The organism is Acidovorax sp. DW039, assembly GCF_037101375.1.
GTDB lineage: Bacteria > Pseudomonadota > Gammaproteobacteria > Burkholderiales > Burkholderiaceae_C > Acidovorax.
This window is the reverse complement of sequence record NZ_AP029019.1, coordinates 3,002,232-3,027,657: the sequence shown is the minus strand read 5'-3', so window position 1 is coordinate 3,027,657 and position 25,426 is coordinate 3,002,232. Positions and strand designations below refer to the sequence as shown.

Genomic DNA, 25,426 nt, shown 5'->3' with positions numbered 1-25,426 from the left:
TCGTCCGTTTCCAGCCGTACCCATCGAGGCCCTAAGAACCTGTTCAAAATCTTTTTGGGGATCGCATTGGAGTGCAATCGGGATGAGTGGATGCAACGGATGCGCCGCATGGGCTCGTGCCCATGCAAGCAGCCGGGGCGTCCAATCGCCCAATTTCACTCCAACCCTTCGGGCAAGTGGCTTGCCGGGCGGTCTGCGTTGTTGCACCGCTTGCCAATAGCACGGGCTATTGGCGGCGCGCTGCGCCTAGCAGCCCATCCCCTAGCCGGGCGCCCGGCAAGACACTTGTGCGACCCCAAAAAGATCTTGAACAGGTTCTAGAATCGGCGAGTTGGTGCTCGCAGACTGGTTCACAGGCTGCAGTTCAACGGGAAGCAGGAAGGTTTGCCCGCACCATGGGATGCCCGGCCTGCGCTGCCCCCGCAACGGTCAGCGGACGGATCGATTGATCCTCTCTTCACACATCACGCCACTGGGTGCCTTGAACAAGCGTCTGGGAAGGCGGTGGAGGGTGTTTCCGCCAGCCCGGATACCGGCCAACACGGTGGCTGCGTCGATGCAATGCATCACAGCGCAGCCGTATCACCCACATGCTGGCGGGGAGGCCGGCACGGGTTGTTTGTCGTTTGTGTTTCCCATGATGAAGTTCTCTACACCTTGCGTTCGCACCCAGGTGCTTCCGTCCCTGCGTCCCTTGTGGTTCGCCCTGGCATCTGCGGGGCTGTGCGCAGCGTCCCTGACTGTCCACGCCCAGAACGTTTCCGAAACAGTCCAACTGGCTCAAAACCTGCGTTCGCCATCGATGTCTGAAATGGTGGTGGCTGCTACACGCACCGAGCAGCCATTGTCTGACCTGGTGGCGGATGTCTCCATCGTGGACCGTGACAGCATCGAGCGCAGCGGTGCCACTGGTCTTGGCGATTTGCTGGCCCGTCTGCCTGGGGTAGAGATGTCCCGCAATGGTGGCCCAGGCACGACCACCAGCCTGTTCCTGCGTGGCGCTGAAACCCGCTTTACTGCTGTCTACATCGATGGCGTGCGCATGGATTCGCAATCCACCGGCGGCGCCGCCTGGGAGACGATTCCACTCGGGTTGATTGACCGCATCGAAGTGCTGCGGGGGCCTGCTGGCGCGGTTTACGGGTCTGACGCCATGGGTGGGGTGATCCAGATTTTTACCAAGCGTGGCGAAAAGGGCGTCGCGCCTTTCGTTTCCGTGGGTGTGGGTAACCGTGCCACCACCAAGCTGGAAGCCGGTGTGAGTGGCGCCAGCGGCACGGTGGACTACTCGCTGGGGCTCATGCGCGACGAAAGCGATGGCTTCAATGCCCGACCCGTTGCAGGCCAGAACCCCGACAAGGACGGTTACCGCAACACGGCCGGCAATGCACGCCTCGGTCTGCAATTGAACTCGGCCCACAGGCTTGAAGGCTCGCTTATGGTGGGCGACACCAACAGCGGATACGACAGCGGCCTGGGCAAGGATGACCGCAACCTGCACACCATGCACGCACTGGGTCTGAACTGGCTCGCGCAGTGGAGCACTGCTTACAAGACCCGCCTGAGCATCACCGACTCGCGCGACAAGTACGAAACAACACCCACGGTCTACCTGTCGGATACCCGCCTGCGCGGCTATCTGTTCCAGAACGAATGGCGCCAGGGCGCGCACCTGATCACCGCGGCTTTGGAGCGCCGTGAAGACCACCTGGAGAACAAGCCCATCGACCGCGATCGTTCGCAAAACGCACTGGCTTTGGGTTATGGCTTCAATGCGGGGGGGCACACCATCCACGTCAATGCCCGGCATGACGATGACAGCGAGTTTGGTGGCAAGAACACCGGCAGCGTAGCCTATGGCTACGCCATCACGCCCCAGTGGCGTGCTACGGCCTCGGTGGGCACGGCCTTCCGTGCGCCCACGTTGTACCAGCGCTTCAGCCAGTACGGCGTTGCCTCGCTGCGGCCAGAGTCTGCGCGCAATGCGGAACTGGGCTTGCGTTACGCGCAGGGGGACAGCAGCTTGTCGGCCGTGGCCTATCGCAACCGCGTTACCAACCTGATCAGCTTTGTGGGCGCATCGGCATGCTCGCCGCTGCAAACTCAGGGCTGCTACGCCAACACCGCCCGTGCCGAATACAAGGGCGTGACGCTGGCAGCGTCGCACCGTATCGGCACCGTGCAACTGCACGGCTCGCTTGACCTGCAGCGCCCGCGTGATCTGGACACAGGCAAGCAACTGGCCCGCCGTGCCAAGCACCACGGCACCTTCGGGGCAGACACGGTGATCGCTGGCTGGACGCTGGGGGCCGAAGTGCAGGCGTCGGGCCGCCGCTATGACACGGTGGCCAATACCAACGTGCTGGGTGGCTACACCCTGATCAACCTGTATGCCAGCACCCGCATTGCGCGCGACTACACCTTGCTGGCCCGCGTGGACAACCTGACCGACAAGGACTACCAGCTGGCCCGCACTTACGCCACCCCCGGCCGCACGCTGTTTGTGGGCCTGAAGTGGGCACCGCAGTGACATCCTCCGCTCCTTTGCAGGCCGCTGCCCGCTGCCCCGCCTTGTTGATTGCCGCCCCGGCCTCGGGGCAGGGCAAGACCACGGTGACGGCCGCGCTGGCGCGCTTGCATACGCGCCGGGGCCTGCGCGTGCAGGTCTTCAAGTGCGGGCCGGATTTTCTGGACCCGCACTGGCATCAGCTCGCGAGCGGCCAGCCAGTGCACCAGCTCGATCTGTGGATGAACGGCGAGGCCGACTGTCGCCAGCGTCTGTATGCCGCAGCGCAGAGCAACGACCTCATCCTCATCGAAGGTGTGATGGGGCTGTTCGACGGCACCCCCAGCGCGGCTGACCTGGCCCAGCACTTTGGCGTGCCGGTGCTGGCGGTGGTGGACGCATCGGCCATGGCGGGCACCTTTGGCGCGCTGGCCTTTGGCCTGCAGCATTACCGCCCTGGCATGCCCTGGGCGGGCGTGTTGGCCAACCGCGTGGGCAGCGAGCGCCATGCGCAGATGCTGCGCGACGGCCTGCGCGACAGCGCCGATTGGATGGGCGCACTGATGCGCGTGAGCCACGGCGATGCCGCCCCTGCCAGCAAAAAAGGCGCAGCCCTGCTGCCCGAACGCCACCTGGGCCTGGTGGCTGCGCATGAATTGGCCGACAGCGCCCAGCGGCTGGACGCCGCCGCCGATGCACTCGCTGCCACCCCGCTGGGCCAGATGAGCCCGCAAGACCTGCAGCGCTGGGCGGTGGATTTCCCTGCACCAGAAGACATTCAGCATGTGTCGCCCTTGCTGCAGGGCCGCACCGTGGCGGTGGGGCGCGATGCCGCGTTCTGCTTTACCTACGCCGCCAACCTGCAGACGCTGGAGCAACTGGGCGCGCGCGTGGTGTTCTTCTCTCCGCTGGATGACGCTGCCTTGCCCGACTGCGACGCCGTATGGCTGCCCGGCGGCTATCCCGAACTGCACGCCGACCGCATTGCCGCCAACACCGGCATGAAGGCCAGCCTGATGGCCCATGTGCTGCAGCGCAAGCCACTATGGGCCGAGTGCGGCGGCATGATGGCGCTGTTCGAATCCATCACCCATACCGATGGCACCCAGCATCCTGTCTGGGGCCTGCTGCCCGGCCACGTCACCGTACACCCACGGCTGGCAGCGCTGGGCCCTCAACAACTGGTGGTAGACGGGCACACCCTGCGCGGGCACACCTTCCACTACTCCACTGCGCAAAGCGATGCCCCGGTGGTGGCGCGCACCTCGCGGCCTGATGAGCCCGTGGCAGCCGATGCGGGTGAGGCGCTGTACCGCCTGGGCAGCATCCACGCCAGCTACTTCCACGCATGGTTCCCGTCCAGCCCCGTCGCTGTGGCGCGCCTGCTGGGTGGAGTGGCTGCGTGAGCCCTGCCATGCCAAACAGCGAATCAGAGCTGATCCTGGGCGGCCAGAAAAGCGGCAAGTCCCGCCGTGCCGAGCTGCTGGCGCGTGACTGGCTGGCCCAATCACCCGCGCACGGCGCTGTGCTGATCGCCACCGCCCAACCGTGGGACGACGAGATGCGCGAGCGCATTGCCCGCCACCAGCGCGACCGGGCCGAGCGCGTGCCCGGCCTGCAAACACTGGAAGAACCCCGCGACCTGGCCGCCGCCCTGGCCCGGCACAGCACCGCACATACGCTGGTGGTGGTGGACTGCCTTACGCTGTGGCTGACCAACTGGCTCATGCCTGCGGGCGACGACGCGCTGGATTCAACACAAAAAAAGGCTCTAGCGCTGGATTGGAAAGCGCAGGCAGCTCACTTTTTGATAGCAATCGAAAGGGCTCCTGGCCCCGTGGTGCTAGTGGGCAACGAGATTGGCCTGGGCGTCATCCCCATGGGCCGCGAAGTGCGCGCCTTTGTCGATGCGCTTGGCGTGCTCAACCAGCAGGTGGCGCAGGTGTGTGACCGCGTCACGCTCATGGCGGCCGGCCTGCCCCTGACTTTGAAAGAACCTTTGCCATGAAACCCACCCCCGTGCGCCGCATCCTGATGGTGCTGGCCATTGTGCTGTTGCTGCTGGTGCTCATGGTGTCGTTGGCCCGTGCGCAAGGGTCATCTCAGGGGGCGTCGTCTGCGGTCAGCACCGCTGTGCGCGTGACGGACGACCGGGGCCGCACCATCACCTTGCCCCGGCCGCCCCAGCGCATCGTGAGCCTGCTGCCCTCGCTCACCGAAACCATTTGCGCGCTCGATCAATGCCACCGTCTGGTGGGCACTGACCGCTACTCCAACCACCCCGCCAGCGTGCAAAAGCTGCCCAAGGTGGGTGGCGGGCTGGACCCGAGCATCGAATCTGTGGTGGCGCTGCGTCCCGATGTGGTGGTGATGTCTGTCTCGTCCCGCGCGGGCGAGCGGCTGGAGGCACTGGGCATTCCCGTCGTCACGCTGGAGCCCAAAACCCACGCGGATGTGCAGCGCGTGCTGGTCAAAATGGCCCAGCTGCTGGGGCAACCCGACGATGCGGCGCACAAGGTGTGGCGCGTGATTGATGCTGCCGTGTCGGCCGCCGCCCAAAGCCTGTTGCCGGAGGCCCGCAACGCGCGGGTCTACTTTGAAGTGAGCCGGGGGCCGTATGGCGCGGGTGAGTCCTCGTTCATCGGCGAGACGCTCACGCGCCTGGGTGTCAAGAACGTCATTCCCGCATCGCTGGGGCCGTTTCCGCGCCTGAACCCCGAGTTTGTGGTGCGCGCCAACCCCGACCTCATCATGATGGGCAACCGCAGCATGCAGGCCGCTGCGTCCTACCCCGGCTGGAACACCCTGCAGGCCGTGCGCCTGCAGCGCCTGTGTGTGTACGGGCCTGAAGAATCTGACGCCGTGGTGCGCCCCGGCCCGCGCATGGCCGAGGCTGCGCGCATCATGGCCCAGTGCATCAACGACAAGATGGCCCGCAAGGCGCCCGCTGCGCCATCGACCCTGCCTCAGGCTTCCAGCCCCAAGCCTTGAATATTCGCCCATGAGCCCGCTTCCCGATCCCGCCATGGCCGACATGCCCACGCGCAGCGCCACCGCCCACACACGTCTCACCACCCCGCGCCAGCGCGCAGCGTGGCTGCTGCTGGCGCTGGCCGTGCTCACGGTGCTGCTCACCGCCCTGGGGGCCAGCGTGGGCAGCACGGGTTTTGACAGCGTGCTGCGCCTGGCTGACGACCCCATGGCCGCCCGCATCGTGTGGGACATTCGCCTGCCGCGCAGCCTGGGGGCCTGGCTGGCAGGCGCACTGCTAGGCTTGTCGGGCGCGGTGGCGCAAGGCCTGTTCCGCAACCCGCTGGCCGAGCCGTTTTTGCTGGGCAGCGCCTCGGGCGCATCGCTGGGCGTAGCTTCCGCCCTGGCTCTGTTTGGTGTGGCCCCCGCCACCGCGTGGCTGGCCAAGCTGGGGCTGACGGGGGCTGCTTTTGTGGGCGCCGTCGTGGCGGTGCTGCTCACGCTGCAACTGGCGCGTGGGGTGCAGCACACGCTGCGCCTGCTGCTGGCCGGGGTCATCGTAGGCGTGGTGCTGGGCGCTATCAAAGACCTCATCACCCTGGCATCCCCCGACATCATTGCCGCCATGCAGGGCTTCAACCTGGGCAGCGCAGGCTTTATCGGCTGGGCGTCCTGCGTGCTGATGCTGCTGGCGTGGTGCGTGTGCATGGCCGGGGCCTGGGTGTTCAGCCGTGCGCTGGATGGCCTGAGCCTGGGCGAATCCACCGCTGCCAGCCTGGGCTTGCCGCTGGTGCCCATGCGCGTGGCGCTGGTGGCCGTGCTGGCTCTGTCTACCGGCACGGCGGTGGCGCAGACGGGGCTTATTGCCTTTGTGGGCCTGGCCGCGCCGCATCTGGTGCGATCCATGGTCAAGGTCACCCACGCGTGGCTGGTGCTGCTGGCCAGCCTGATGGGCGGCGTGCTGCTGCTGGGGGCTGATGTGCTGGCACGCTGGGTGATTGCGCCGCAAGAGCTGCCTGTGGGTGTGCTCACCGCCGTGCTGGGTGGCGGCTACCTGCTGTGGCTGATGCACCGGCGCACGGGGCAGGGGGGCGTGCTGTGAGTTCGGTACATGCTCCTGAGTTGATAGCTATCTATGCCCATCAGATGGGCGCTAGCGTAGGGCCATGCCCTGTGCTGCAAGACATCCATCTGCCCCTGCTGGCCGGATGCTGGACGAGCATCGTCGGCCCCAACGGCGCGGGCAAATCCACCTTGCTGCGCGCGCTGGCGGGGCTGATGCCGCACACCGGCACCGTGCGCCTGCTCGGGCGCGACCTGGCCGACTGGCCCCGGCGCGACAAGGCGCGGGCCCTGTCGTGGCTGGGGCAGAACGAGGCTGCGGCGGATGACCTCACGGTGTACGACGTGGCCATGCTGGGCCGCCTGCCGCACCAGCCCTGGCTGGCCCCGCCCAGCGCGGCCGACCATGCCGCCGTAGAGCAAGCCCTGCGCGCCACCCACGCGTGGGACTGGCGCCAGCGCACGCTGGGGGGCTTGTCGGGTGGCGAGCGCCAGCGCGTGCTGCTGGCCCGTGCCCTGGCCGTGCAGGCCCAGGTGCTGCTGATGGACGAACCCCTGGCCAACCTGGACCCTCCGCACCAGGCCGACTGGCTGCTGCTGGTGCGCGCCCTGGTGGCCGAGGGCAAGACGGTGGTGAGCGTGCTGCACGAGGTATCGATGGCGCTGCAGGCCGACCATGTGACCGTGCTGGCGCGTGGCCGCGTGGTGCACCACGGCGCAGCGGCCGACCCTGCCACCCACCGCGCTGTCGAACGCGTGTTTGACCGCCGCATTGCCATCCACAGCGTGGCCGGGCAATGGATGGCGCTGCCGCAGTTGCACGCCACGCCCGCACGGCCTCCTAACGATCTGAACGAGAACCCAACCGATGCAAATTGAAGCCGCACCTACCGAAAAACGCTACGAAAAGCCCGAAGGCGAACGCCGTGGTCTCATCATCGTCAACACCGGCGACGGCAAGGGCAAAAGCACGGCCGCCTTTGGTCTGGCCCTGCGCGCCCATGGCCGGGGCAAGGCCGTCAAGATCTACCAGTTCATGAAAGTGCCCACCGCCCGCTTTGGCGAGCACCGCATGTTCGAGAAGATCGGCATCCCCATCGAAGGTCTGGGCGATGGCTTCAGCTGGAAGAGCCAGGACCTGGAACATTCCGCCCAACTGGCTCGCGACGGCTGGGAGAAGGCCCGCGCCACCATCATGGGCGGCGAGCACTTCTTGGTGGTGCTGGACGAGATCACCTACCCGCTGATTTACGGCTGGCTGCCCCTGGAAGGTGTGCTGCAAACCCTGCGCGACCGGCCCAAGGACGTGCACGTGGTGCTCACCGGCCGCCGCTGCCCCGAAGAGATCATCGAGCTGGCCGACACGGTGACCGAGATGAAACTCATCAAGCACGCCTTCCAGGCCGGGGTGCCAGCGCAGCGCGGTATTGAAGACTGAACCTGCGGACGGCGTGCATGCCCGCGACTGAACCCTCCACCACCACCGTGGCCGCCCAGCCCTACACCGAGGCCGAGCGCCGTGCGGTGTACCGCGCCATTGACGAGCGGCGCGACATGCGCCACTTTGCGGGCGGGGTTGTCGCGCCCGAGGTGCTGCAACGGCTGCTGCGGGCGGCACACCATGCACCCAGCGTGGGCTTCATGCAGCCGTGGCGCTTTGTCCGCATTACGCGGCCTGTACTGCGCCAGCAATTGCATGAGGTGGTAGAGGCTGAACGCCTGCTCACCGCCGATGCCCTGGGCATGCGGCGCGAGGAGTTCATGCGGCTCAAGGTACAAGGCGTGCTCGACGCGGCCGAGCTGCTGGTGGTGGCCCTGGCCGATGGGCGCGAGGCCCACATCTTTGGCCGCCGCACCTTGCCGCGCATGGATCTGGCGTCTGCCGCCTGCGCCATCCAGAACCTGTGGCTGGCTGCCCGCGCCGAAGGGCTGGGCATGGGCTGGGTGTCGATTTTTGACCCGGCTGCCGTGGCCGCCCTGGTGGGCATGCCTGCAGGGGCCGAGCCCATCGCTTTGCTGTGCCTGGGGCCGGTACACGGCTTTTACGAAGAGCCCATGCTCCAGCAAGAGCGCTGGGCCCAGCGTGCGCCCCTGGGCGATGTGGTGTTTGACGACGCTTGGGGCGTTGCGTCGTCCGTAATTGCAGCAGCGCAGGGCTAGACCCTGGGCTGAGTCCGGCCCATGTGCCGCACAGCGGCGGCGCTCAGAGCTGGTAGAACGCCTTGATGTAGTCCCAGGCTTCCTGCGGGTCGTCCGTGTAGTGGAAGAGCTTGAGGTCTTGCGCCGAGATGGTGCCTTCTTCGACCAGCGCTTCGAAGTTGATGAGCTTCTTCCAGAACGCGGTGCCGCACAGCACGATGGGCACGGGCTTGGCCTTGCCGGTTTGCACCAGGGTCAGCACTTCAAACAGCTCGTCCAGCGTGCCAAAGCCACCGGGGAAGGCGACCAGCGCCTTGGCGCGCATCATGAAGTGCATCTTGCGCAGCGCGAAGTAGTGGAACTTGAAGCACAGCGAGGGCGTGATGTAGGGGTTACCGCTCTGCTCGTGGGGCAGGGCAATGTTCAGGCCCACGTTCAGCGCGCCTTCATCGTGTGCGCCGCGATTGGCGGCTTCCATGATGCCGGGGCCGCCGCCGGTGCAGATGTACAGGCGCTCGGACTCGGGCTTGCCATTGCTGTATTGCGCCACCAAGCGTGAGAACTGGCGGGCCAGGTCGTAGTGCTGTGCGTTGCGTACGGCCTGCTTGGCGCGGGCAATCAGCGCGGTGTCGCCACTGGCTTCGGCATCAGCCAGTTGCTTTTGCGCGGCCTCGGGGTCGACAAATCGGGCGCTGCCAAACACGACCACGGTGTTTTCAATGCCCTGGTCGGCCTGACCCAGGTCGGGCTTGAGCATTTCCAGCTGAAAGCGGATGCCCCGCGTCTCGCGGCGAAAGAGGAACTCGGGGTCGGCAAACGCCATGCGGTAGGCGTCAGAGTGCAGCGGGTTGCCGTTGGTAGCGTGGGTGTGCAGTTCGGCCCAGGCATCGGCCAGGCGGCGTTCGTTGAGTTGGGTGTTGGCTTCCATGGTTTTTCTTCCGGGTGATCGGTTTTGCAGGCTGCGCCGCAAATGCAAAGGAAAGTGTGGTGTGAGTCAAATCATGCTCTGGCGCTTATTCATCAAGCGCGAGAAGCTATTAAAAATGTAGCGTTATGCATGCCGATGACGGTGAGCAGCAGCGAGCCCAACAGATGCACAGCGGTGGTGCCCAAGGCCAGCAGGTAGCGCTGCTGCTGCAGCATGCCTACGACTTCTGCGGAGAAGCTGGAGAACGTGGTGAGTGCGCCCAGAAAGCCTGTGACCAGCGCCAGACGCCAGGCCGGATCCAGCTGTGGCAGGGCCTGGAACACCGCAACACACACACCGATGAGGTAGCCGCCAATGAGGTTGGCCGCGAGGGTACCCCAGGGAATCAGCCCACCAGGGTTGAGCCACAGGCCCAGTTGCCAGCGGGCCAGCGCGCCCACACATGCCCCGGCGCAGATCGAAATAACTTGCCACATGCCGTCACTGTAGCAGTGCGGCATGGGGCATTGGTGACAGCCTGACGGTATCGCGCAATATCTGTCAGCGCGCAGCCATTTGCTGTGGCAGCCACGTCACGATGCCAGGAAAAACGTAGATCAAGGCCACAGCACCGCACATGAGCAGGAACATGGGCATGGCAACTTTCGCAATCCAGGGCAGCTGGCGTCCGGTCATGCCCTGCAGCACGAACAGGTTGAAGCCGACCGGGGGGGTGATCTGCGCCATCTCGACCACCAGCACGATGAAGATGCCGAACCAGATGGTGTCGATGTCAGCGGCCTGCACCGTGGGCATGAGCACGCCCATGGTCAGCACGACCATGGAGATGCCATCCAGAAAACAACCCAGCACGATGTAGAAAATGGCCAGCGCAATGATGAGTTGCGCCTGGTTCAGCCCCAGCGATGCAATCCACTCGGCCAGATGGCGGGGCAGGCCGATGTAGCCCATGGCCAGGGTCAGGAAGGCGGCCCCGGCCAGGATGAGCGCAATCATGCAGTACAGGCGCGTGGCACCCATCAGCGATTCCTTGAAGGCGCTCCAGCTCATGGATCCCTGCACAGCCGACAGCACCAGCGAGCCCACCACGCCCACGGCGGCGGCTTCCGTTGCGGTTGCAAAGCCGGTGTAGATGCTGCCCAGCACCGCTGCGATGAGCAGCACCACGGGGATCAGGCTGCGCGATTCCGAGAGCTTTTGCATGAAGCTCATGCGCACATCCGCAGCGGGCACCTGCTCAGGATGGCGCAGCGCCCAGACCATGATGTAGCCCGAGAACAGGGCTGCCAGCAGAATGCCGGGCAGCACGCCTGCAATGAACAGCTGCGAGATGGAAACCTCTGCCGAGACGCCATACACGATCATGATGATGGACGGCGGAATCAGCAGCCCCAGCGTGCTGGCCCCGGCCAGCGTGCCCACCACCATGTGCTCGGGGTAGCCACGCCGCGTCAGCTCTGGCAGGGTCATCTTGCCAATGGTGGCGCAGGTGGCGGCGCTGGAGCCCGACACGGCGGCAAAGATGGTGCAGCCCACCACATTGGTATGGAGCAAGCGCCCAGGCAGGCTTTGCACCCAGGGGGCCAGACCCTTGAACATGTCTTGCGACAGCCGGGTGCGAAAAAGGATTTCACCCATCCAGATGAACAGGGGCAGGGCCGTAAGAGTCCAGCTGGAGGCACTGCCCCAGATGGTGACGGCCATGGCATCGCCTGCAGGGCGCGCAGAAAAGAGCTGCATGCCTATCCAGGCAACGCCTGAGAGCGTGAGCCCGATCCAGACGCCGCTGCCCAGGATCAGGAACAGCGAGAGCACCAGCAGGCCGGTAATGGCGATATCACTCATGGTGTGCAATCCGTGTCATTCGTTGCGCAAGGCTTCGCTGCTCTGGCTGGCCTCGCGCCGTCCCAGAATTTCCAGCACCAGTTCGTCGAGAAATGCGATGGCGAGAACCACGGTGCCCAGGCCCATGGCGATCTGCGGAATCCACAGCGGAGTCGCGTCGGAGCTGGTGGAGATGTCATTGAACTCGTAGGACTGCCAGGCCAGCTTGCAGCTGTAGATGGCAAACAGCAGGGACAGCAATGTCGCAATGGCCAATGCCCAGATTTCAAAGGCCCGCTTCAGGCCACCCTTCAGTGCATTGAGCAGCAGCGTGACGCGGATGTGCTCGCCGCGCTTGAGCGTGTGCGCCAGGGCGAGAAAGCCTGATGCAGCCATCAGGTAGCCCGCATAGGCGTCGGTGCCGGGCACATGAAAGTGCAGCTGGCGGCTGACGATGGACAGCAGCACCATGCCCAGCAAGCCCACCATGAAAAGCGCCGCCAGGGCGGCGGCGCTGTTGTAAATGAAGTCCAGCAGACGGCGCATGGCGTCGTTCTTACTTGCGGTAGGCGTCGACCAGTGCCTTGCCTTCAGGACCGGCTTTTTCCAGCCATTCCTTGAGCATTGCATCACCCACCTTGGCCATATCGGCCTTGAGGGCTGCAGGAGGCGTCTCAATGCTCATGCCATTGGCCTTGAGCTTGGCGATGGTGTCTGTGTTGACCTTGGCGCTTTGGGCCCAGCCACGGGCCTCTGCATCTGCCGCTGCCTTGAGCAACGCCTCTTGCGATGCCTTGTCCAGCGCGTCGAAGGCCTTCTTGTTCACCATCACGGCGTTCTTGGGCAGCCAGGCCTGTGTGTCGTAGTAGTACTTGAGGCTTTCGTACAGCTTGCTGTCTACGCCGGTGGCCCCTGATGTCATGGTGGCTTCAATCACGCCGGTGGCCAGGGCTTGCGACAGCTCTGCCTGCTGCACGGTGACTGGCTGCGCGCCCACCAGCTCGGCAATGCGTGCCGTGGCCGGGCTGTATGCGCGCCATTTGATGCCTTTGAGGTCAGCCGCGTTGGCCAGCGGCTTCTTGGTGAAGATGCCTTGCGGAGGCCATGGCACCGAGTACAGCAGCTTCATGCCCTGGTCGGCCAGCTTCTTTTCCAGAAAAGGCTTCTGGGCGTTGTAGAGCTTGCGGGAGGCGTCGTAGCTGTCGGCCAGAAAGGGCAGGCCATCGGCACCGAAAAGCTGCCATTCGTTCTGGAAGTTGGCCAGCAGGATTTCACCCATCTGGGCCTGGCCCCCTTGCACGGCACGCTTGATTTCAGGGGCCTTGAACAGTGCAGCGTTGGCATGCAGCGTGATCTTGAATTTGCCGCCGGTAGCCTTATCCACGTCACTGACCAGCTGCGCGAGGTTTTCGGTATGGAAGTTGGTAGCTGGGTAGGCGGTGGCCAGATCCCACTTGGTCTGTGCCGATACCGAGCTGAACGACAGACCGCAAGCGAGAGCCACCCCGAAGGTGGTGACGGAAAAGGTGCGACGCTTCATGGAAGATCTCCGTGAGGTTGGGTCAATGAAAAGTGACGAGTGACTGTATCGGATGCACCCATGGTCGGGCTAGGTGTTTTGCCTGAACGTTGACAAATTGACGTCAATTTATTGCCAACGTGCCTACAATGAAACGGCATGCACATCTTGTGCCAGAACGATGACGAGGGGGTCTCATGCCAGCCAAGCCAGCCGCCACAGCCAAACTCCAGCCTCGCGCGCAGCCCAAGCCCATCGTCTCTTCGGCCCACCTGGTATCTGATCGCAGTGCCGAGATGAGCGAGTTCGAGTTTGGTCTCATCGTGGCGGGCAACGCCTTTCACCGCTGGGTGGTGCACTGCATGTCTGCCGCGGGACTCAAAGATCTGACGCCCCTGGATGTGTTGGTGCTGCACCACGTTACGCACCGTGCGCGGGACAAGCGGCTGGCCGATATCTGCTTCATCATGAATGTGGAAGACACCCACCTGGTGAACTACTCGCTCAAAAAGCTTCAGGGGCTGGCCGTGGTGGCATCACGCAAGAACGGCAAGGAAGTGACTTATGCAGCGACGGACCTGGGGCGCGCCTACGTGCAGCGCTACAGGGATATCCGTGAGTCGTGCCTGATTGACGCATTGAACGCAGACGATGCACTGAACAAGGACATTGGTGAGCTGGCCCGATTGCTGCGTGTGCTCTCGGGCATGTATGACCAGGCCGCTCGTTCAGCTGCATCGCTGTGAGAGAACGGTTTCTTTTTTTATTGATCCGGGAGTTGAAGAATGCAAAGACGTGATTGGATGGGGGCTCTGGGAGGAGCTGCTGCACTGGGTGCCGTGGGCGGATTGGCTGCGGGGGATGCTCGCGCTGCCACCCAGTGGAAGCTGGCCACCGGCTACAAGCCCGAAACCCTGCATACGCAGAACATCGAGCAGTTTGCGCGCGAGGTGGAGAAGGCTTCCTCGGGTGATTTGAAGATCACCGTGCACCCGAACAACAGCCTGGTCAAACTGCCAGAGATTCTGGGCGCGGTGCAGGCCGGGAAGGCCGAGGCAGGCGAGATGCTGATGTCTGCGATGGTGAAAGATGTGCCTTTGGCAGGGGCTGATTCGGTTCCCTTCATCGTGTCCACCTACAAGGATGCACGCCGCCTGTGGCATTACCAAGCCCCATTGCTGGAAAAGGCCCTGCTGGACAAGGGCTTGGTGCCGTTGTATGCCGTGCCCTGGCCGCCGCAAGGCTTGTTCACGGTCAAGCCCGTGCGCAACAAGTCGGACTTTCAGGGCCTCAAGATGCGGACCTACAACGCCACCACCGTGCGCATCGCAGAGATGCTGGGCGCGCAGCCCGTGGATGTGGCTACCGCAGACATCCCCAAGGCGCTGGCATCGGGTCAGATCGATTCCATGATCACCTCCTCGCTCACAGGGGTGGAGAGCCAGATCTGGACACACACCAAGTACTACTACGAGCTCAATGCCTGGATTCCCAAGAACCTGGTCTTTGTGCAGAAGAAGGCGTTGGACGCGTTGTCGCCCGCCACACGCAAGGCCGTACTGGATGCCGCCAAGGCGGCGGATGAAAGAGGGTGGTCCCTCAGCGAGGCTGCGCTGAAAGCTTCCGTCAACGAGCTGAAAAGCCACGGCATGACCATTGACCGCATCACGCCAGAGCTGGCCAAGGACATCAACCGTTTTGGCGAGCGATTCTCGCGGGAGTGGGTGCAGACCGTGGGGAATGATGCGACCCGGCTCTTTGTTCCTTTCTACACCCAGTCGCAATAAGAGCGGCGATCACAACCCGTTTGGCTTCTTCGTTCTGTACGGTGGCACGTGCCGTACTGCCTGTGACGGAATACCTGGGCGGGGCCGTCTGGCTGGGTTGTGTGAGCTGCTCTCCTATCGACCTGGCCACCGCACTTCACCGCACTCACTAGCGCATCATGAGCATGACCCGTTCCTCAGAGACTGCTTCTTCATCCTCCACGCCATCACATCGCGATCAACGTTGGCAGTTCTGGATCGACCGGGGCGGCACCTTCACCGATGTGGTGGGCAAGCGGCCTGACGGTACGCTGGTCACGCACAAGCTGCTGTCCGAGAACCCTGAGCAGTACAAGGACGCGGCCGTGGCCGGCATTCGCCACCTGCTGGGCCTGAAGCCCGGCGAGCCCGTGACGCCTGACTTGGTGGAGTGCGTGAAGATGGGCACCACGGTGGCCACCAACGCGCTGCTGGAGCGCAAGGGCGAACCCACGCTGCTCATCACCACGCAGGGCTTCAAGGACGCGCTGCGCATTGCGTACCAAAACCGTCCGCGTTTGTTTGACCGCCACATCGTGCTGCCCGAGCTGCTGTACGAGCGCGTGGTCGAGGCGCAGGAACGCATGGGTGCGCACGGTGAAGTGATCGAGCCGCTGGACGAAGCGCACCTCAAGGAGCGCCTGTGGGCCGCGTACGACGCAGGCCTGCGCAGCGCAGCCATTGTGTTCATGCACGGCTACCGCTATACCGCGCACGAAGAGGCGGCGGCCCGCATCGCGCGGCAGATTGGCTTCACGCAGGTGAGCGCATCGCACGCCACCAGCCCCATGATGAAGCTGGTGAGCCGCGGCGACACCACGGTGGTCGATGCCTACCTGTCACCCATCCTGCGCCGTTATGTGGACCAGGTGGCGAGCGAAATGCCGGGCGTGAAGTTGTTCTTTATGCAGTCGTCGGGTGGGCTGACCGATGCCCAGGTGTTCCAGGGCAAGGACGCGATTTTGAGCGGCCCGGCGGGCGGCATCGTCGGCATGGCGCGCACCGCCGGGTTGGCGGGGCACGACAAGGTCATAGGCTTTGACATGGGCGGCACTAGCACCGATGTGAGCCACTACGCCGGCGAGTTTGAGCGCGAGTTCGAGACTCAGGTGGCGGGCGTGCGCATGCGCGCCCCCATGATGAGCATCCACACCGTGGCGGCGGGTGGGGGCTCCATCCTCGGGTTTGACGGCGCACGCTTTCGCGTCGGCCCCGAAAGCGCGGGCGCCAACCCCGGCCCCGCCAGCTACCGCCGGGGCGGCCCGCTGGCCGTGACCGATGCGAACGTGATGGTGGGCAAGATCCAGCCCGCGCATTTCCCCAAGGTGTTTGGCCACGCGGCCAACGAGGCGCTGGATGGTGATGCGGTGGCGCAGAAATTTGGCGACCTGGCCTCGCAAACGGGCCGCAGCGCCGAGGACGTGGCCCACGGCTTTATCCAGATCGCCGTGCAGCAGATGGCCAACGCCATCAAAAAAATCAGCGTCGCGCGCGGCTATGACGTGACGCGCTACACGCTGCAGTGTTTTGGCGGCGCGGGCGGCCAGCACGCGTGTTTGGTGGCTGATGCGCTGGGCATGACGCGCGTGTTTGTGCATCCGCTGGCGGGCGTGCTCAGTGCCTACGGCATGGGGCTGGCCGACCAGAACGTGATCCGCGAACAGGCCGTGGAAACGAAGCTGGTGCCTGAGGCACTCGCGGGCATCGAGGCCACGCTGGATCAACTTGCCACCACCGCCCGCACCGAGCTGGAGCGCCAGCAGGTGGGCGCAGGCACAGCCGTGGTGCACCGCCGCGTGCATGTGCGCTACGAGGGCAGCGACTCGGCGCTCATCGTGCCGTTCGGCTCGTTGGCCGAGATCACCGCTGGCTTTGAAGCGGCCTACCGCCAGCGCTTTGCCTTCCTCATGCAAGGCAAAGGCCTGATGGTGGAAGCGGTCTCCGTCGAAGCCGTGGTGCCCGGCGATGCTCCCGAGGAGTCACGTCATACCCTGCAGCCCGCGCGCGAGGTGCCGCGCCGCAGCACCGTGCGCATGTACACCGGTGGTGTGGACGGCGTGCCCGCCTGGCACGACGCGGCGCTGGTGGTGCGCGAGGACCTGCGCCCCGGCGATGTGATCCTCGGCCCGGCCATCATTGCCGAGAAGAACGCCACAACAATAGTCGAGCCCGGCTGGGAGGCCGCGCTGACCGACCTGGACCACCTGCTGCTCAACCGCCGCGTGGCCCGCGCCGTGCAGCATGCCGTGGGCACCACGGTGGACCCGGTGCTGCTGGAGGTGTTCAACAACCTGTTCATGAACATTGCCGAGCAGATGGGCCTGCAGCTGCAGAACACGGCGTACTCGGTGAACATCAAAGAGCGGCTGGACTTCAGCTGCGCGTTGTTCGATGCCGAGGGCAACCTGATCGCTAACGCGCCCCATATGCCGGTGCACCTGGGATCCATGGGCGAGAGCATCAAGACCGTGATCCGCGAGAACGCAGGCCGCATGCAGCCCGGCGACGTGTTCGTGCTCAACGACCCGTACCACGGTGGCACGCACCTGCCGGACATCACCGTCATCACGCCGGTCTACATCGCCGATGAAGCGACACCCACGTTCTATGTGGGCAGCCGGGGCCACCACGCGGATGTGGGCGGCACCACGCCGGGGTCGATGCCGCCGTTCTCCACGCGCATCGAAGAAGAGGGCGTGCAGATCAACAACGTGAAGCTGGTGGAGCGCGGCGTGCTGCGCGAGGCGGAGATGGTTGCGCTGCTGGAGAGCGGCGAATACCCATCACGCAACCCGCAGCAGAACATGGCGGACTTGCGTGCGCAGATCGCAGCGAACGAGAAGGGCCAGCAGGAGCTGCGCCGTATGGTGGGCGAGTTTGGCCTTGACGTGGTGCAGGCCTACATGCGCCATGTGCAGGACAACGCCGAGGAATCCGTGCGCCGCGTCATCACGCGGTTGAAGGATGGCAGCTTCACGCTGCCGCTGGACAACGGCGCGCAGATCAGCGTGGCCGTGAAGGTGGATGCCACCAGCCGCAGTGCCACCATCGACTTCACCGGCACCAGCCCGCAGCAGACCAACAACTTCAACGCGCCCACGGCGGTGTGCATGGCGGCGGTGCTGTACGTGTTCCGCACTCTGGTAGATGACGACATTCCGCTGAATGCCGGGTGCCTCAAGCCGCTCAACGTCATCATCCCCCCCGGCAGCATGCTCAACCCGAATCCGCAGGCCTCGGTGGTGGCGGGCAATGTGGAGACCTCCACCTGCATCACCAACGCGCTGTACGGCGCGCTAGGTCTGATGGCGGCGGGGCAGTGCACCATGAACAACTTCACCTTTGGCAGCACGCGCTACCAGTACTACGAGACCATTTCGGGCGGCAGCGGCGCGGGCGGCGTGTGGGATGCGAACGGGCAACTGGCGGGCGGTTTTGACGGCACCAGCGTCGTGCAGTGCCACATGACCAACTCACGCCTCACGGACCCCGAGGTGCTGGAGTTCCGCTTTCCGGTGCGGCTGGAGGGCTATGCCATCCGCAAGGGCTCGGGCGGGGCGGGGCGGTGGAGAGGCGGCGACGGCGGCGTGCGCCGCGTGCGCTTTCTGGAGCCGATGACGGCCAGCATTCTCTCCAACGGACGGCAGCAGCCAGCTTTTGGCATGGCCGGGGGGCTCCCTGGCGCGGTGGGGGTGAACAAGGTGGTACGCAGCGATGGGCGCACGGAGCTGCTGGGCCACATCGGGCAGGTCGAGATGCAGCCCGGCGACGTGTTTGAGATCCATACGCCGGGTGGCGGCGGGTTTGGTTCTCTTGGATAAATGCCAATAGAAATGGCTGCTAGCGCTTATGAATAAAGAGCAAGCAGCTATGGAAAATGTAGCATTAGGAGTGTGAGGATTTGCGTGAAGGCAGCCCGCGCTGTCGCCGCGTCAGATGCTCTTTTGGGGGCTGTCCTGTGGCGTGCTCAGGCTCGGGGGCACGTTGCGCCCCGCTTGCCGGGCTCTGAACAGCGCAGCGCGCATGAGGAAGATGGTGGATACGGGCACCGTCATGGCGACGAACAGGGCAATGAGGATGGCGTGCAACGCCACCTCGCCGCTGGCTACCGAGAAGTACAGCACGGTGGCGTGCATGATGCACCAGCACCCCATGGTGGCGATGATGGAAGGGGTGTGTACCCGTTCAAAAAAGGTGCGCAGGCGCAGCAAGCCCAAGGACCCCAGCAGCGCCAATGCAGCGCCCAGCAGCACCAGGGCGGCTACCACCACCTCCAGCCACAGGGGCAGCGCCGAGACTTCACCCGTCATTCGATCACCTCGCCACGCAGCAGAAATTTGGCCATGGCCATGGTGCCCACAAAGCTCAGCAGTGCGAGCAAAAGTGCGGCTTCAAAGTAATTCTTGCTGCCATACAGCAGCCCTAGCACCAGCATGAGCAGCATGCCGTTGAGTGCCATGCAGTCCAGCGCCAGCACGCGGTCCTGGGCGGAGGGGCCCTTCAGCACGCGCACCAGGGCGCATGCCATGGCCAGCACCAGCAGGACGAGGGCCAGTGGCAGGGCCCATTGCAGAACAGGGGTCATTCAAAGATCTCCATCAGCGGGCGTTCGTACCGCTGCTTGATATGGGCCGTGATGGCGGCGGCATCGTCCAGTTCCAGCACATGCAGCAGGAGCACGCTGCGGTCCAGCGCCAGCTCTGCCCAGGCGGTTCCGGGGGTGATGCAGACAATGGTGGCCAGCAGCGCCAGCGCGTTCGGGTCGCGCACATCCAGCGGGATGTGTACAAACCCCGAGGGGTGCCGCCGCCGATGGGGAGCCAGCAACAGACGCGCAACGGCGAGGTTGGACTGCACGGTGTCCGCCATCACCGTGAGTGCCAGCCGCAGCAGTGCGCCGGGGCGACGCACCCGCACCGGCAGCGGGCGCAGGCCCGCCGTGACGTGGGGAATGGCCAGTGCCAGCAGCGTGCCCAGCAGCAGGTGCCCGGCACTGAGCGAGCGGTTCAGCAGCAGCCACACGCCTAAAAGGGCCACCGAGAGAAGGGGGGCACGCACGAGCCTGCGCAGCAAGGGCTTCTTCATGGCTGCCCCTCCTGCAGGGAGGGGGCATTAGGCAGCGTGGGCCTGGCTGGCGCAGCAGAGGGGCCCGCTGCGGCGGGTGCTGGCACGGGGCGGGCAGACATCACGGCATCCATGTACAGCCTGGGCTGGTGCAAGGCGTCTGCCGCAGCCTGGGTGAAGCGCAGCACAGAACCTGCCTGAAACGCCAGTGCTCCGCACAGCAGCAGCAGGGCTGCCACGGGTACGCCTTCCAGCACCAAGAGCTTGGGGGCTGCCCGGTCATGCGCAGACCAGAAGTGCAGAATGCCTGCCCGGGTGAGCGCTACCAGCCCCAGCAGGCCCGATGTGACCAGGGTGGCGATCACCGTCCAACCCACCAACCCGGGCCCTGCGGAGGCCGCGCCCAGGCCCAAGGGGTTGAGCAAGGCGTGGATCATGGCGAACTTGCCCACGAACCCGGGCAGCGGGGGCAGTCCGGTGATGACCAGCGTGCAGGCAATGAAGGACAGCCCCAGAAAAGCTGCTGCGGCGGGAATAACTTCGCCTGCCAGACCTTCTTCCCTGTCGTCCAGATTCAACTTTTCCTGGAGGACCAGGTCTGGCGAAAGGAAGGGGGCGTCATCCGTGCGGGCGTGCGGAGCCAGATGCAGGCCGTCATTGCGCCAGCGTTCGAGCAGGTCGGTCAGCATGAACAATGCACTGACAGCCAGTGTGGAGCTGAGCAGGTAGTACAGCAGCCCAGCCGTCAGAGGGCTTTGCCCCAGCCCCGTGGCCGCCAGCAGCGTGCCAGACGACACAATGGCCGCAAAGCCCGCCAGATAGCCCAGCCGCTGTGAGCCCAGCATGCCTACGGTACCAAACACCACCGTGACCAAGCCGCCTGCGACCAGCCAGGCGCTGCCAAACTGGGCTGAAGCTCCGGCGTCGGCACTGAACAGCAGCGTCCACAGCCGCAGGATCACGTAGACCCCCACCTTGGTCATGAGTGCAAACAGGGCCCCGACCGGGGCCGTGGCGGCGCTGTAGGCGGGAACCAGCCAGAAGTTCAGGGGCCAGACCGCCGCCTTGATCAGAAAGGCCACGCCCAGAATGGCGCAGGCGGCATGCAGCAGGCCGCGGTCGCTGGCGGCCACGTCCGCAATGCTGCGCGCCAGGTCGGCCATGTTGAGGGTGCCGGTGATGCCGTACAGCATGGATACGCCGATCAGGAACAGCGAAGACGCTGCCAGATTGATGGCGATGTAGTGCAGCCCCGCGGCGACGCGAGGACGCCCGGACCCATGCAGCAGCAGCCCGTAGGAAGCGGCCAGCATGATCTCGAAGAAAACGAAGAGATTGAACAGGTCGGCTGTGAGAAAAGCCCCCGCCAGACCCATGAGCTGCAGTTGGAACAGCGGGTGAAAGTGCACCCCGGCCCGGTGCCAGCGGGCGCTGGCATAAAGGGCTGCAGCCAGGGCCACACACGAGCACAGCACCAGCATCATGGCCGAGAGCCGATCCAGCGCCAGCACGATGCCAAAGGGCGCGGGCCAGTTGCCCGGCAGGTAGATGCCCAGCCCGCCAGGCACACCCGATTTGTGTGTGATAAACAGCAGCAGACCTGCGATGACCAGCCCCAACAGGGTAGAGCCCAGGTTGAGCAGGATTTTGAGCCGCTGCTTTTCCTCACGCAGCAACAGCATCAGACCTGCGGTGAGCAAGGGTAAAACGATGGGGGCCAGGATGAGGTGCGGCATCCAGTGTGCGGCCAGGTAGGCGGTCAGCGTACTCATGGCGTTCCCTGGTGCGAGTCTTGCCAGTCTGGCGCATCCTTGGCGCGGGTGCCGTCTACATGGTCGGTGCCCGTCATACCGCGTGAGGCCAGCAGCACCACGAGAAACAGCGCTGTCATCGCAAAACCGATCACGATGGCGGTCAGCGTGAGCGCTTGTGGCATGGGGTCGGCATAGTGGGCCAGGTCCTGGGGAAGGCCGGGTTGCAGCACGGGTTCCTTGTCAATCGCAAGGCCCAGGCGGCCCATGCTGAAGATGAACAGGTTGACTGCGTACGACAGCAACGACAGGCCCATGATGACCTGGAAGGTACGGGGGCGCAGCAACAGCCACACGCCCGAGCCTGTGAGCACGCCGATGGCGAGGGCAAGAACGATTTCCATCACTGGGCTCCTTGGTGTGGTTGCGGCTGTTGCGGCCGTTTGGCTGTTTGCGCTGGGGTTGCCGTGGAGGCAGATGCATTCAGCCGTGTGGCGGTATCGGTATCTTCCGGTGCGAGGGCCTCCTCCATCGCGCGTTGGTGAAAACGGTGGCTGCGCACCGACTGGTGGGCAATGGCCGTGAGGATGAGCAGCGTGGAGCCCACCACCAGGGTGAATACGCCGATGTCGAAGAACAACGCGCTGGCGATGTGCAGATCGCCCACCCAAGGAAGGTGCAGGTGGGCGGTGTGGCTGGTAAGGAACGGATAGCCAAACCACAGCGAGCCGATGCCCGTTGCCAAGGCCACCAGCATGCCTGCGCCAATCCAGCGCCGGGGATAGAGCGGAAGGTGCGCCTCCACCCAGGTGGTGCCTGACACGATGTATTGCAGCAGCAGCGCTACCGAGAACACCAGCCCGGCCACGAAGCCGCCACCGGGCTCGTTGTGCCCACGCATGAAGAGGTAGACAGCGACCAGTGTCGCAAACGGCAGCAGCAGCCGGACCAGCACGGCAGGCACCGTCAGGTAGCCAATGGCGGTATCTGCCACCTGGCGTGGGTGTGCAAGGTCGGTCGCCACATCGGCAGGCAGGGCGCGTTGCTGGGGGGGCAGGTCCATCACCTCGCGGGCAGGCCTGAAGCGCCGCAGCAGGGCATAGACCGTGAGCGCGACGATGCCGAGCACGATGATCTCGCCAAAGGTGTCAAAGCCACGGAAGTCCACAAGCATCACATTGACCACATTGGTGCCGCCGCCCTCGGTGAGTGCGCGTTCCAGAAAGAACGTGGACGTGCTTTCAGGGAAGGGCCTGCGCATCATGGCCAGCGAGAGCAGGGCCATGCCCCCGCCTGCAATCAACGCTACCGCCAGGTCACGCCAGCGGCGCAAGCGGGTCTGATATCCCTGTGCCCTGGCTGGGGGGCGCAGGCTTTCATCGCGCTTGGGGAGCCAGCGCAGGCCCAGCAGGATGAGGATGGTGGTGACTACCTCCACCACGATCTGTGTCAGCGCGAGATCAGGGGCAGAGAACCAGAGGAAGGTGATGCACACGCACAGCCCGGTGGCCCCCAGCAGTGCCAGTGCGGCCAGGCGGTGGTACTTGGCTTGCCAGGCGCCTGCCAGCGCACTGATGCCGCCGGCAATCCACAGCAAGGCAAAAGTGGGTGACAGGGGGAGCCCGACCCGCTCCCCCAGGTGCAGACCACGCAACCACAGCGGCCAGGTGCTTGCAACCACCGCCGCGCACACCAGCCACAGCATTTGCCATTGCAGCCGCTGCGTGCCCAGCGCTCTGCGCGCGCCTCGGCCTGCCCAGCTGACGCGGGTGAGCCAGCTCTCGAAAAGTTGCTTGCCACTCAGGTGCCGCATCAGCGGGGGAGCATCGACCCTGCCGTGTGCGCGCTGGTTGCGCAGCAGCAGGTACAGGGCCGTGCCTCCAGCCAAGGCAATCAAGCTCATGATCAGGGGCTTGTTGACCCCGTGCCAGATGGCCAGGCTGTACGTGGGCAAATCCCCCCCCACCACAGGTCGGGCAGCGGTTGCCAGGTAGCTGCCCACGGACCAGGCGGGCAGTGTGCCCACCACCACGCAGGCCAGCACCAGCAGCTCCACAGGCACCCGCATCCAGTGGGGGGGCTCATGCGGGGTGTGGGGGAGGTCGGTGGCAGCGGGGCCCCAGAAAACATCCACGGTAAAGCGCAGCGAGTAGGCCACACTGAACATGCCTGCCACAGTGGCCGCCACGGGCAGCAGCCATTGCAGCCAGGGCGTGGCATCGACCAGCACAGCCTCCGCAAAGAACATTTCCTTGGAGAGAAACCCGTTGAGCAGTGGCACACCCGCCATTGCAGCGCTGGCCACCATTGCCAATGTGGAGGTCATGGGCATCATGCGCCGCAGCCCGGAAAGCCGCCGAATATCCCGGGTGCCGCTTTCATGATCGATGAGGCCCGCAGCCATGAACAAAGACGCCTTGAAGGTGGCGTGGTTCATGATGTGAAACACCGCCGCCACGGCCGCCAGAGGACTGTTGAGGCCCAGCAGCAGCGTGATCAGCCCCAGGTGCGAGATGGTGGAGTAGGCCAGCAGGCCCTTGAGGTCGTTCTGGAACATGGCGGCATACCCGCCAATGAGCAGAGTGAGGAGACCCGCACCGCCCACGATCCAGAACCAGGGCTCGGTGCCGCTGAGCACAGGCCAGAGTCGTGCCAGCAGAAACACCCCCGCTTTCACCATGGTGGCTGAGTGCAGGTACGCCGAGACCGGCGTGGGCGCGGCCATGGCGTGGGGCAACCAGAAGTGGAAAGGAAACTGGGCGCTCTTCGTCAGCGCCCCCAGCAGGATGAGGACCAGTGCAGTCAGGTACAGCGGATGGGCCTGCACTTTGGTGGCCGATGCCAAGACCTTTTCCAGCTCATAGCTGCCAACCATGTGCCCCAGCACCAGCATGCCAGCCAGCATGCACAGCCCGCCTGTTGCCGTCACTGTCAGCGCCATGCGCGCGCCACGCCGGGCATCTTTGCGGTGATGCGAGTAGCCAATGAGCAGGAATGAAAACAGGCTGGTCAGCTCCCAGAACAGTGCCAACTGGATCAGGTTGCCCGACAACACTACCCCGACCATGGCACCCATGAACGCCAGGAAAAATGAAAAGAAGCGCGGAACCGGGTCTGCCGCCGACATGTAGTAGCGGGCATACAGCACCACCAGACTGCCCACGCCCAGCACCAGCATGGAGAACATCCATGCGAACCCATCCATCCGCAACACCAGATTCAGCCCCAACTGGGGAATCCAGACCAGAGTCTGCGAGGGGATATGGCCCGCAGCTACCTCTGGAAAGTACAGGGCAACCTGAACAGTGCAGAACACCGCAATCAGGCCCGCCAGGGTGGACTCGGTATTGCGGGCGTTGGTGGGCAGCACTGCGGCGAGCAGGCTGCCAATGAAGGGAAGGAGGACGAGGGTGATCAGGGGCATGTGCAACCCATTCTAGGGCGCTGACCCGTTGATACCCCTTATTCACGCAGGGGTGTTTGTGCCTTTTTGCCAGAGCATCGCTTGTGTTGCGGTGTTCACGGCGCAGATGTTGCGTCTTCCAGGCCTGTGGGTGCTTTTGTTTGAAAAGGGGATCCCTGCACGGTGAGGCCGCCATCCGAGAACTTCGAGGCGGTGCGTGCGCGAATGCCTTTGACGCGCTGCATCAGGTCCTGCCAGTCTTTGAAAGGCCCTCGGGCACGTTCGTTCAGGATTTTTTCTGACAGCCCCGGACCGATGCCCAGAATACTGTTGAGTTCAGCCTCGTTGGCCTGGTTGACTTCTACGGCTGCATGCGCATGGAGTGCACTGAAGGCTGCGAACAGGGCTGCGACTAGCCACCGCTGGAGCGTCCAGTTTCTTGGCATACGGCGCTG

General features: G+C 64.6%; 23 protein-coding genes and 1 riboswitch. Of the genes, 11 read left to right on the top strand and 12 right to left on the bottom strand.

Features of this window, described 5'->3' with window-relative positions; translation table 11 throughout:
- Positions 1–315 precede the first annotated feature (315 nt).
- Positions 316–556: riboswitch (cobalamin riboswitch) on the top strand.
- Positions 557–640: 84 nt separating this feature from the next.
- The 8 genes from AACH87_RS13485 to bluB are packed head-to-tail and all read left to right on the top strand — an operon-like array spanning position 641 to position 8,698.
- Positions 641–2,530: a TonB-dependent receptor gene (locus tag AACH87_RS13485; protein ID WP_338798957.1), complete on the top strand. Its 1,890-nt coding sequence runs from the start codon at positions 641–643 to the stop codon at positions 2,528–2,530.
- Positions 2,527–3,912 carry a cobyrinate a,c-diamide synthase gene (locus AACH87_RS13480; protein ID WP_338794971.1) on the top strand — a complete coding sequence of 462 codons (1,386 nt, stop codon included), beginning with the start codon at positions 2,527–2,529 and terminating at the stop codon, positions 3,910–3,912. Before AACH87_RS13485 ends, AACH87_RS13480 begins: the two co-directional genes overlap by 4 nt.
- Positions 3,913–3,920: 8 nt before the next feature.
- Positions 3,921–4,514 (top strand): bifunctional adenosylcobinamide kinase/adenosylcobinamide-phosphate guanylyltransferase, encoded by a 594-nt coding sequence (cobU, locus tag AACH87_RS13475; protein ID WP_338794970.1) that lies wholly within the window; start codon positions 3,921–3,923, stop codon positions 4,512–4,514.
- Complete coding sequence (locus AACH87_RS13470) at positions 4,511–5,497, top strand: helical backbone metal receptor (RefSeq protein WP_338794969.1); 987 nt, start codon at positions 4,511–4,513, stop codon at positions 5,495–5,497. Before cobU ends, AACH87_RS13470 begins: the two co-directional genes overlap by 4 nt.
- A gap of 43 nt (positions 5,498–5,540) precedes the next feature.
- Complete coding sequence (locus AACH87_RS13465) at positions 5,541–6,578, top strand: iron ABC transporter permease (RefSeq protein ID WP_338798956.1); 1,038 nt, start codon at positions 5,541–5,543, stop codon at positions 6,576–6,578.
- A gap of 44 nt (positions 6,579–6,622) precedes the next feature.
- Positions 6,623–7,417: an ABC transporter ATP-binding protein gene (locus AACH87_RS13460; protein ID WP_338798955.1), complete on the top strand. Its 795-nt coding sequence runs from the start codon at positions 6,623–6,625 to the stop codon at positions 7,415–7,417.
- Positions 7,407–7,976 (top strand): cob(I)yrinic acid a,c-diamide adenosyltransferase, encoded by a 570-nt coding sequence (gene cobO / locus AACH87_RS13455; RefSeq protein WP_338794968.1) that lies wholly within the window; start codon positions 7,407–7,409, stop codon positions 7,974–7,976. The genes AACH87_RS13460 and cobO overlap by 11 nt, the downstream gene beginning before the upstream one ends.
- Before the next feature lie 17 nt (positions 7,977–7,993).
- Positions 7,994–8,698, top strand: a complete 705-nt coding sequence (gene bluB / locus AACH87_RS13450; protein ID WP_338794966.1) for a 5,6-dimethylbenzimidazole synthase — start codon at positions 7,994–7,996, stop codon at positions 8,696–8,698.
- Positions 8,699–8,741: 43 nt separating this feature from the next.
- Here bluB and AACH87_RS13445 read toward each other — a convergent pair whose 3' ends face one another.
- The 5 genes from AACH87_RS13445 to AACH87_RS13425 all read right to left on the bottom strand — a co-directional run bounded on the left by AACH87_RS13445 (position 8,742) and on the right by AACH87_RS13425 (position 12,969).
- Positions 8,742–9,605 (bottom strand): TIGR00730 family Rossman fold protein, encoded by an 864-nt coding sequence (locus AACH87_RS13445; RefSeq protein ID WP_338794965.1) that lies wholly within the window; start codon positions 9,603–9,605, stop codon positions 8,742–8,744.
- Between the two features lie 92 nt (positions 9,606–9,697).
- Positions 9,698–10,081 carry a fluoride efflux transporter CrcB gene (crcB, locus tag AACH87_RS13440; RefSeq protein ID WP_338794964.1) on the bottom strand — a complete coding sequence of 128 codons (384 nt, stop codon included), beginning with the start codon at positions 10,079–10,081 and terminating at the stop codon, positions 9,698–9,700.
- A 64-nt stretch (positions 10,082–10,145) separates the two neighbouring features.
- Positions 10,146–11,450, bottom strand: coding sequence for a TRAP transporter large permease subunit (locus AACH87_RS13435; RefSeq protein WP_338794963.1), 1,305 nt, complete (start codon positions 11,448–11,450; stop codon positions 10,146–10,148).
- A gap of 15 nt (positions 11,451–11,465) precedes the next feature.
- Positions 11,466–11,975 carry a TRAP transporter small permease gene (locus AACH87_RS13430; RefSeq protein WP_338794962.1) on the bottom strand — a complete coding sequence of 170 codons (510 nt, stop codon included), beginning with the start codon at positions 11,973–11,975 and terminating at the stop codon, positions 11,466–11,468.
- A 10-nt stretch (positions 11,976–11,985) separates the two neighbouring features.
- Positions 11,986–12,969 (bottom strand): TRAP transporter substrate-binding protein, encoded by a 984-nt coding sequence (locus tag AACH87_RS13425; RefSeq protein ID WP_338794961.1) that lies wholly within the window; start codon positions 12,967–12,969, stop codon positions 11,986–11,988.
- Positions 12,970–13,145: 176 nt separating this feature from the next.
- On the opposite strand from AACH87_RS13425, the gene AACH87_RS13420 reads away from it, so the two are divergent.
- The 3 genes from AACH87_RS13420 to AACH87_RS13410 all read left to right on the top strand — a co-directional run bounded on the left by AACH87_RS13420 (position 13,146) and on the right by AACH87_RS13410 (position 18,574).
- The gene (locus AACH87_RS13420; RefSeq protein ID WP_338794960.1) at positions 13,146–13,694 is read left to right on the top strand and encodes a winged helix DNA-binding protein; all 549 of its coding nucleotides are present in this window, start codon (positions 13,146–13,148) and stop codon (positions 13,692–13,694) included.
- 39 nt (positions 13,695–13,733) lie between these two features.
- Positions 13,734–14,735: a TRAP transporter substrate-binding protein gene (locus AACH87_RS13415; protein ID WP_338794959.1), complete on the top strand. Its 1,002-nt coding sequence runs from the start codon at positions 13,734–13,736 to the stop codon at positions 14,733–14,735.
- 164 nt (positions 14,736–14,899) lie between these two features.
- Complete coding sequence (locus AACH87_RS13410) at positions 14,900–18,574, top strand: hydantoinase B/oxoprolinase family protein (protein WP_338794958.1); 3,675 nt, start codon at positions 14,900–14,902, stop codon at positions 18,572–18,574.
- A gap of 111 nt (positions 18,575–18,685) precedes the next feature.
- Here the strand turns inward: AACH87_RS13410 and mnhG are convergent, their stop codons facing one another.
- From mnhG to AACH87_RS13375, 7 genes are all read right to left on the bottom strand, one after another.
- Entirely contained in the window at positions 18,686–19,063 is a 378-nt protein-coding gene (gene mnhG, locus AACH87_RS13405) for a monovalent cation/H(+) antiporter subunit G (RefSeq protein WP_338794957.1), read from the bottom strand.
- Complete coding sequence (locus AACH87_RS13400) at positions 19,060–19,338, bottom strand: K+/H+ antiporter subunit F (RefSeq protein ID WP_338794956.1); 279 nt, start codon at positions 19,336–19,338, stop codon at positions 19,060–19,062. Before AACH87_RS13400 ends, mnhG begins: the two co-directional genes overlap by 4 nt.
- Positions 19,335–19,826, bottom strand: coding sequence for a Na+/H+ antiporter subunit E (locus AACH87_RS13395; protein ID WP_338798954.1), 492 nt, complete (start codon positions 19,824–19,826; stop codon positions 19,335–19,337). Before AACH87_RS13395 ends, AACH87_RS13400 begins: the two co-directional genes overlap by 4 nt.
- 8 nt (positions 19,827–19,834) lie before the next feature.
- Positions 19,835–21,589 (bottom strand): monovalent cation/H+ antiporter subunit D, encoded by a 1,755-nt coding sequence (locus AACH87_RS13390; RefSeq protein ID WP_338794955.1) that lies wholly within the window; start codon positions 21,587–21,589, stop codon positions 19,835–19,837.
- The gene (locus AACH87_RS13385; RefSeq protein WP_338794954.1) at positions 21,586–21,972 is read right to left on the bottom strand and encodes a Na+/H+ antiporter subunit C; all 387 of its coding nucleotides are present in this window, start codon (positions 21,970–21,972) and stop codon (positions 21,586–21,588) included. Before AACH87_RS13385 ends, AACH87_RS13390 begins: the two co-directional genes overlap by 4 nt.
- Positions 21,972–24,992, bottom strand: coding sequence for a monovalent cation/H+ antiporter subunit A (locus AACH87_RS13380; protein ID WP_338794953.1), 3,021 nt, complete (start codon positions 24,990–24,992; stop codon positions 21,972–21,974). Before AACH87_RS13380 ends, AACH87_RS13385 begins: the two co-directional genes overlap by 1 nt.
- 95 nt (positions 24,993–25,087) lie before the next feature.
- Positions 25,088–25,417, bottom strand: coding sequence for a helix-hairpin-helix domain-containing protein (locus AACH87_RS13375; protein ID WP_338794952.1), 330 nt, complete (start codon positions 25,415–25,417; stop codon positions 25,088–25,090).
- Positions 25,418–25,426 lie beyond the last annotated feature (9 nt).

Coding starts and splice junctions, on each gene's coding strand:
- AACH87_RS13485 (WP_338798957.1), top strand. CDS start 641: ATGAAGTTCTCTACACCTTGCGTTCGCACCCAGGTGCTTCCGTCCCTG.
- cobU (WP_338794970.1), top strand. CDS start 3,921: ATGCCAAACAGCGAATCAGAGCTGATCCTGGGCGGCCAGAAAAGCGGC.
- AACH87_RS13470 (WP_338794969.1), top strand. CDS start 4,511: ATGAAACCCACCCCCGTGCGCCGCATCCTGATGGTGCTGGCCATTGTG.
- AACH87_RS13465 (WP_338798956.1), top strand. CDS start 5,541: ATGCCCACGCGCAGCGCCACCGCCCACACACGTCTCACCACCCCGCGC.
- AACH87_RS13460 (WP_338798955.1), top strand. CDS start 6,623: ATGGGCGCTAGCGTAGGGCCATGCCCTGTGCTGCAAGACATCCATCTG.
- cobO (WP_338794968.1), top strand. CDS start 7,407: ATGCAAATTGAAGCCGCACCTACCGAAAAACGCTACGAAAAGCCCGAA.
- bluB (WP_338794966.1), top strand. CDS start 7,994: ATGCCCGCGACTGAACCCTCCACCACCACCGTGGCCGCCCAGCCCTAC.
- AACH87_RS13445 (WP_338794965.1), bottom strand. CDS start 9,605: ATGGAAGCCAACACCCAACTCAACGAACGCCGCCTGGCCGATGCCTGG.
- crcB (WP_338794964.1), bottom strand. CDS start 10,081: ATGTGGCAAGTTATTTCGATCTGCGCCGGGGCATGTGTGGGCGCGCTG.
- AACH87_RS13435 (WP_338794963.1), bottom strand. CDS start 11,450: ATGAGTGATATCGCCATTACCGGCCTGCTGGTGCTCTCGCTGTTCCTG.
- AACH87_RS13430 (WP_338794962.1), bottom strand. CDS start 11,975: ATGCGCCGTCTGCTGGACTTCATTTACAACAGCGCCGCCGCCCTGGCG.
- AACH87_RS13425 (WP_338794961.1), bottom strand. CDS start 12,969: ATGAAGCGTCGCACCTTTTCCGTCACCACCTTCGGGGTGGCTCTCGCT.
- AACH87_RS13420 (WP_338794960.1), top strand. CDS start 13,146: ATGCCAGCCAAGCCAGCCGCCACAGCCAAACTCCAGCCTCGCGCGCAG.
- AACH87_RS13415 (WP_338794959.1), top strand. CDS start 13,734: ATGCAAAGACGTGATTGGATGGGGGCTCTGGGAGGAGCTGCTGCACTG.
- AACH87_RS13410 (WP_338794958.1), top strand. CDS start 14,900: ATGACCCGTTCCTCAGAGACTGCTTCTTCATCCTCCACGCCATCACAT.
- mnhG (WP_338794957.1), bottom strand. CDS start 19,063: ATGACGGGTGAAGTCTCGGCGCTGCCCCTGTGGCTGGAGGTGGTGGTA.
- AACH87_RS13400 (WP_338794956.1), bottom strand. CDS start 19,338: ATGACCCCTGTTCTGCAATGGGCCCTGCCACTGGCCCTCGTCCTGCTG.
- AACH87_RS13390 (WP_338794955.1), bottom strand. CDS start 21,589: ATGAGTACGCTGACCGCCTACCTGGCCGCACACTGGATGCCGCACCTC.
- AACH87_RS13385 (WP_338794954.1), bottom strand. CDS start 21,972: ATGGAAATCGTTCTTGCCCTCGCCATCGGCGTGCTCACAGGCTCGGGC.
- AACH87_RS13380 (WP_338794953.1), bottom strand. CDS start 24,992: ATGCCCCTGATCACCCTCGTCCTCCTTCCCTTCATTGGCAGCCTGCTC.
- AACH87_RS13375 (WP_338794952.1), bottom strand. CDS start 25,417: ATGCCAAGAAACTGGACGCTCCAGCGGTGGCTAGTCGCAGCCCTGTTC.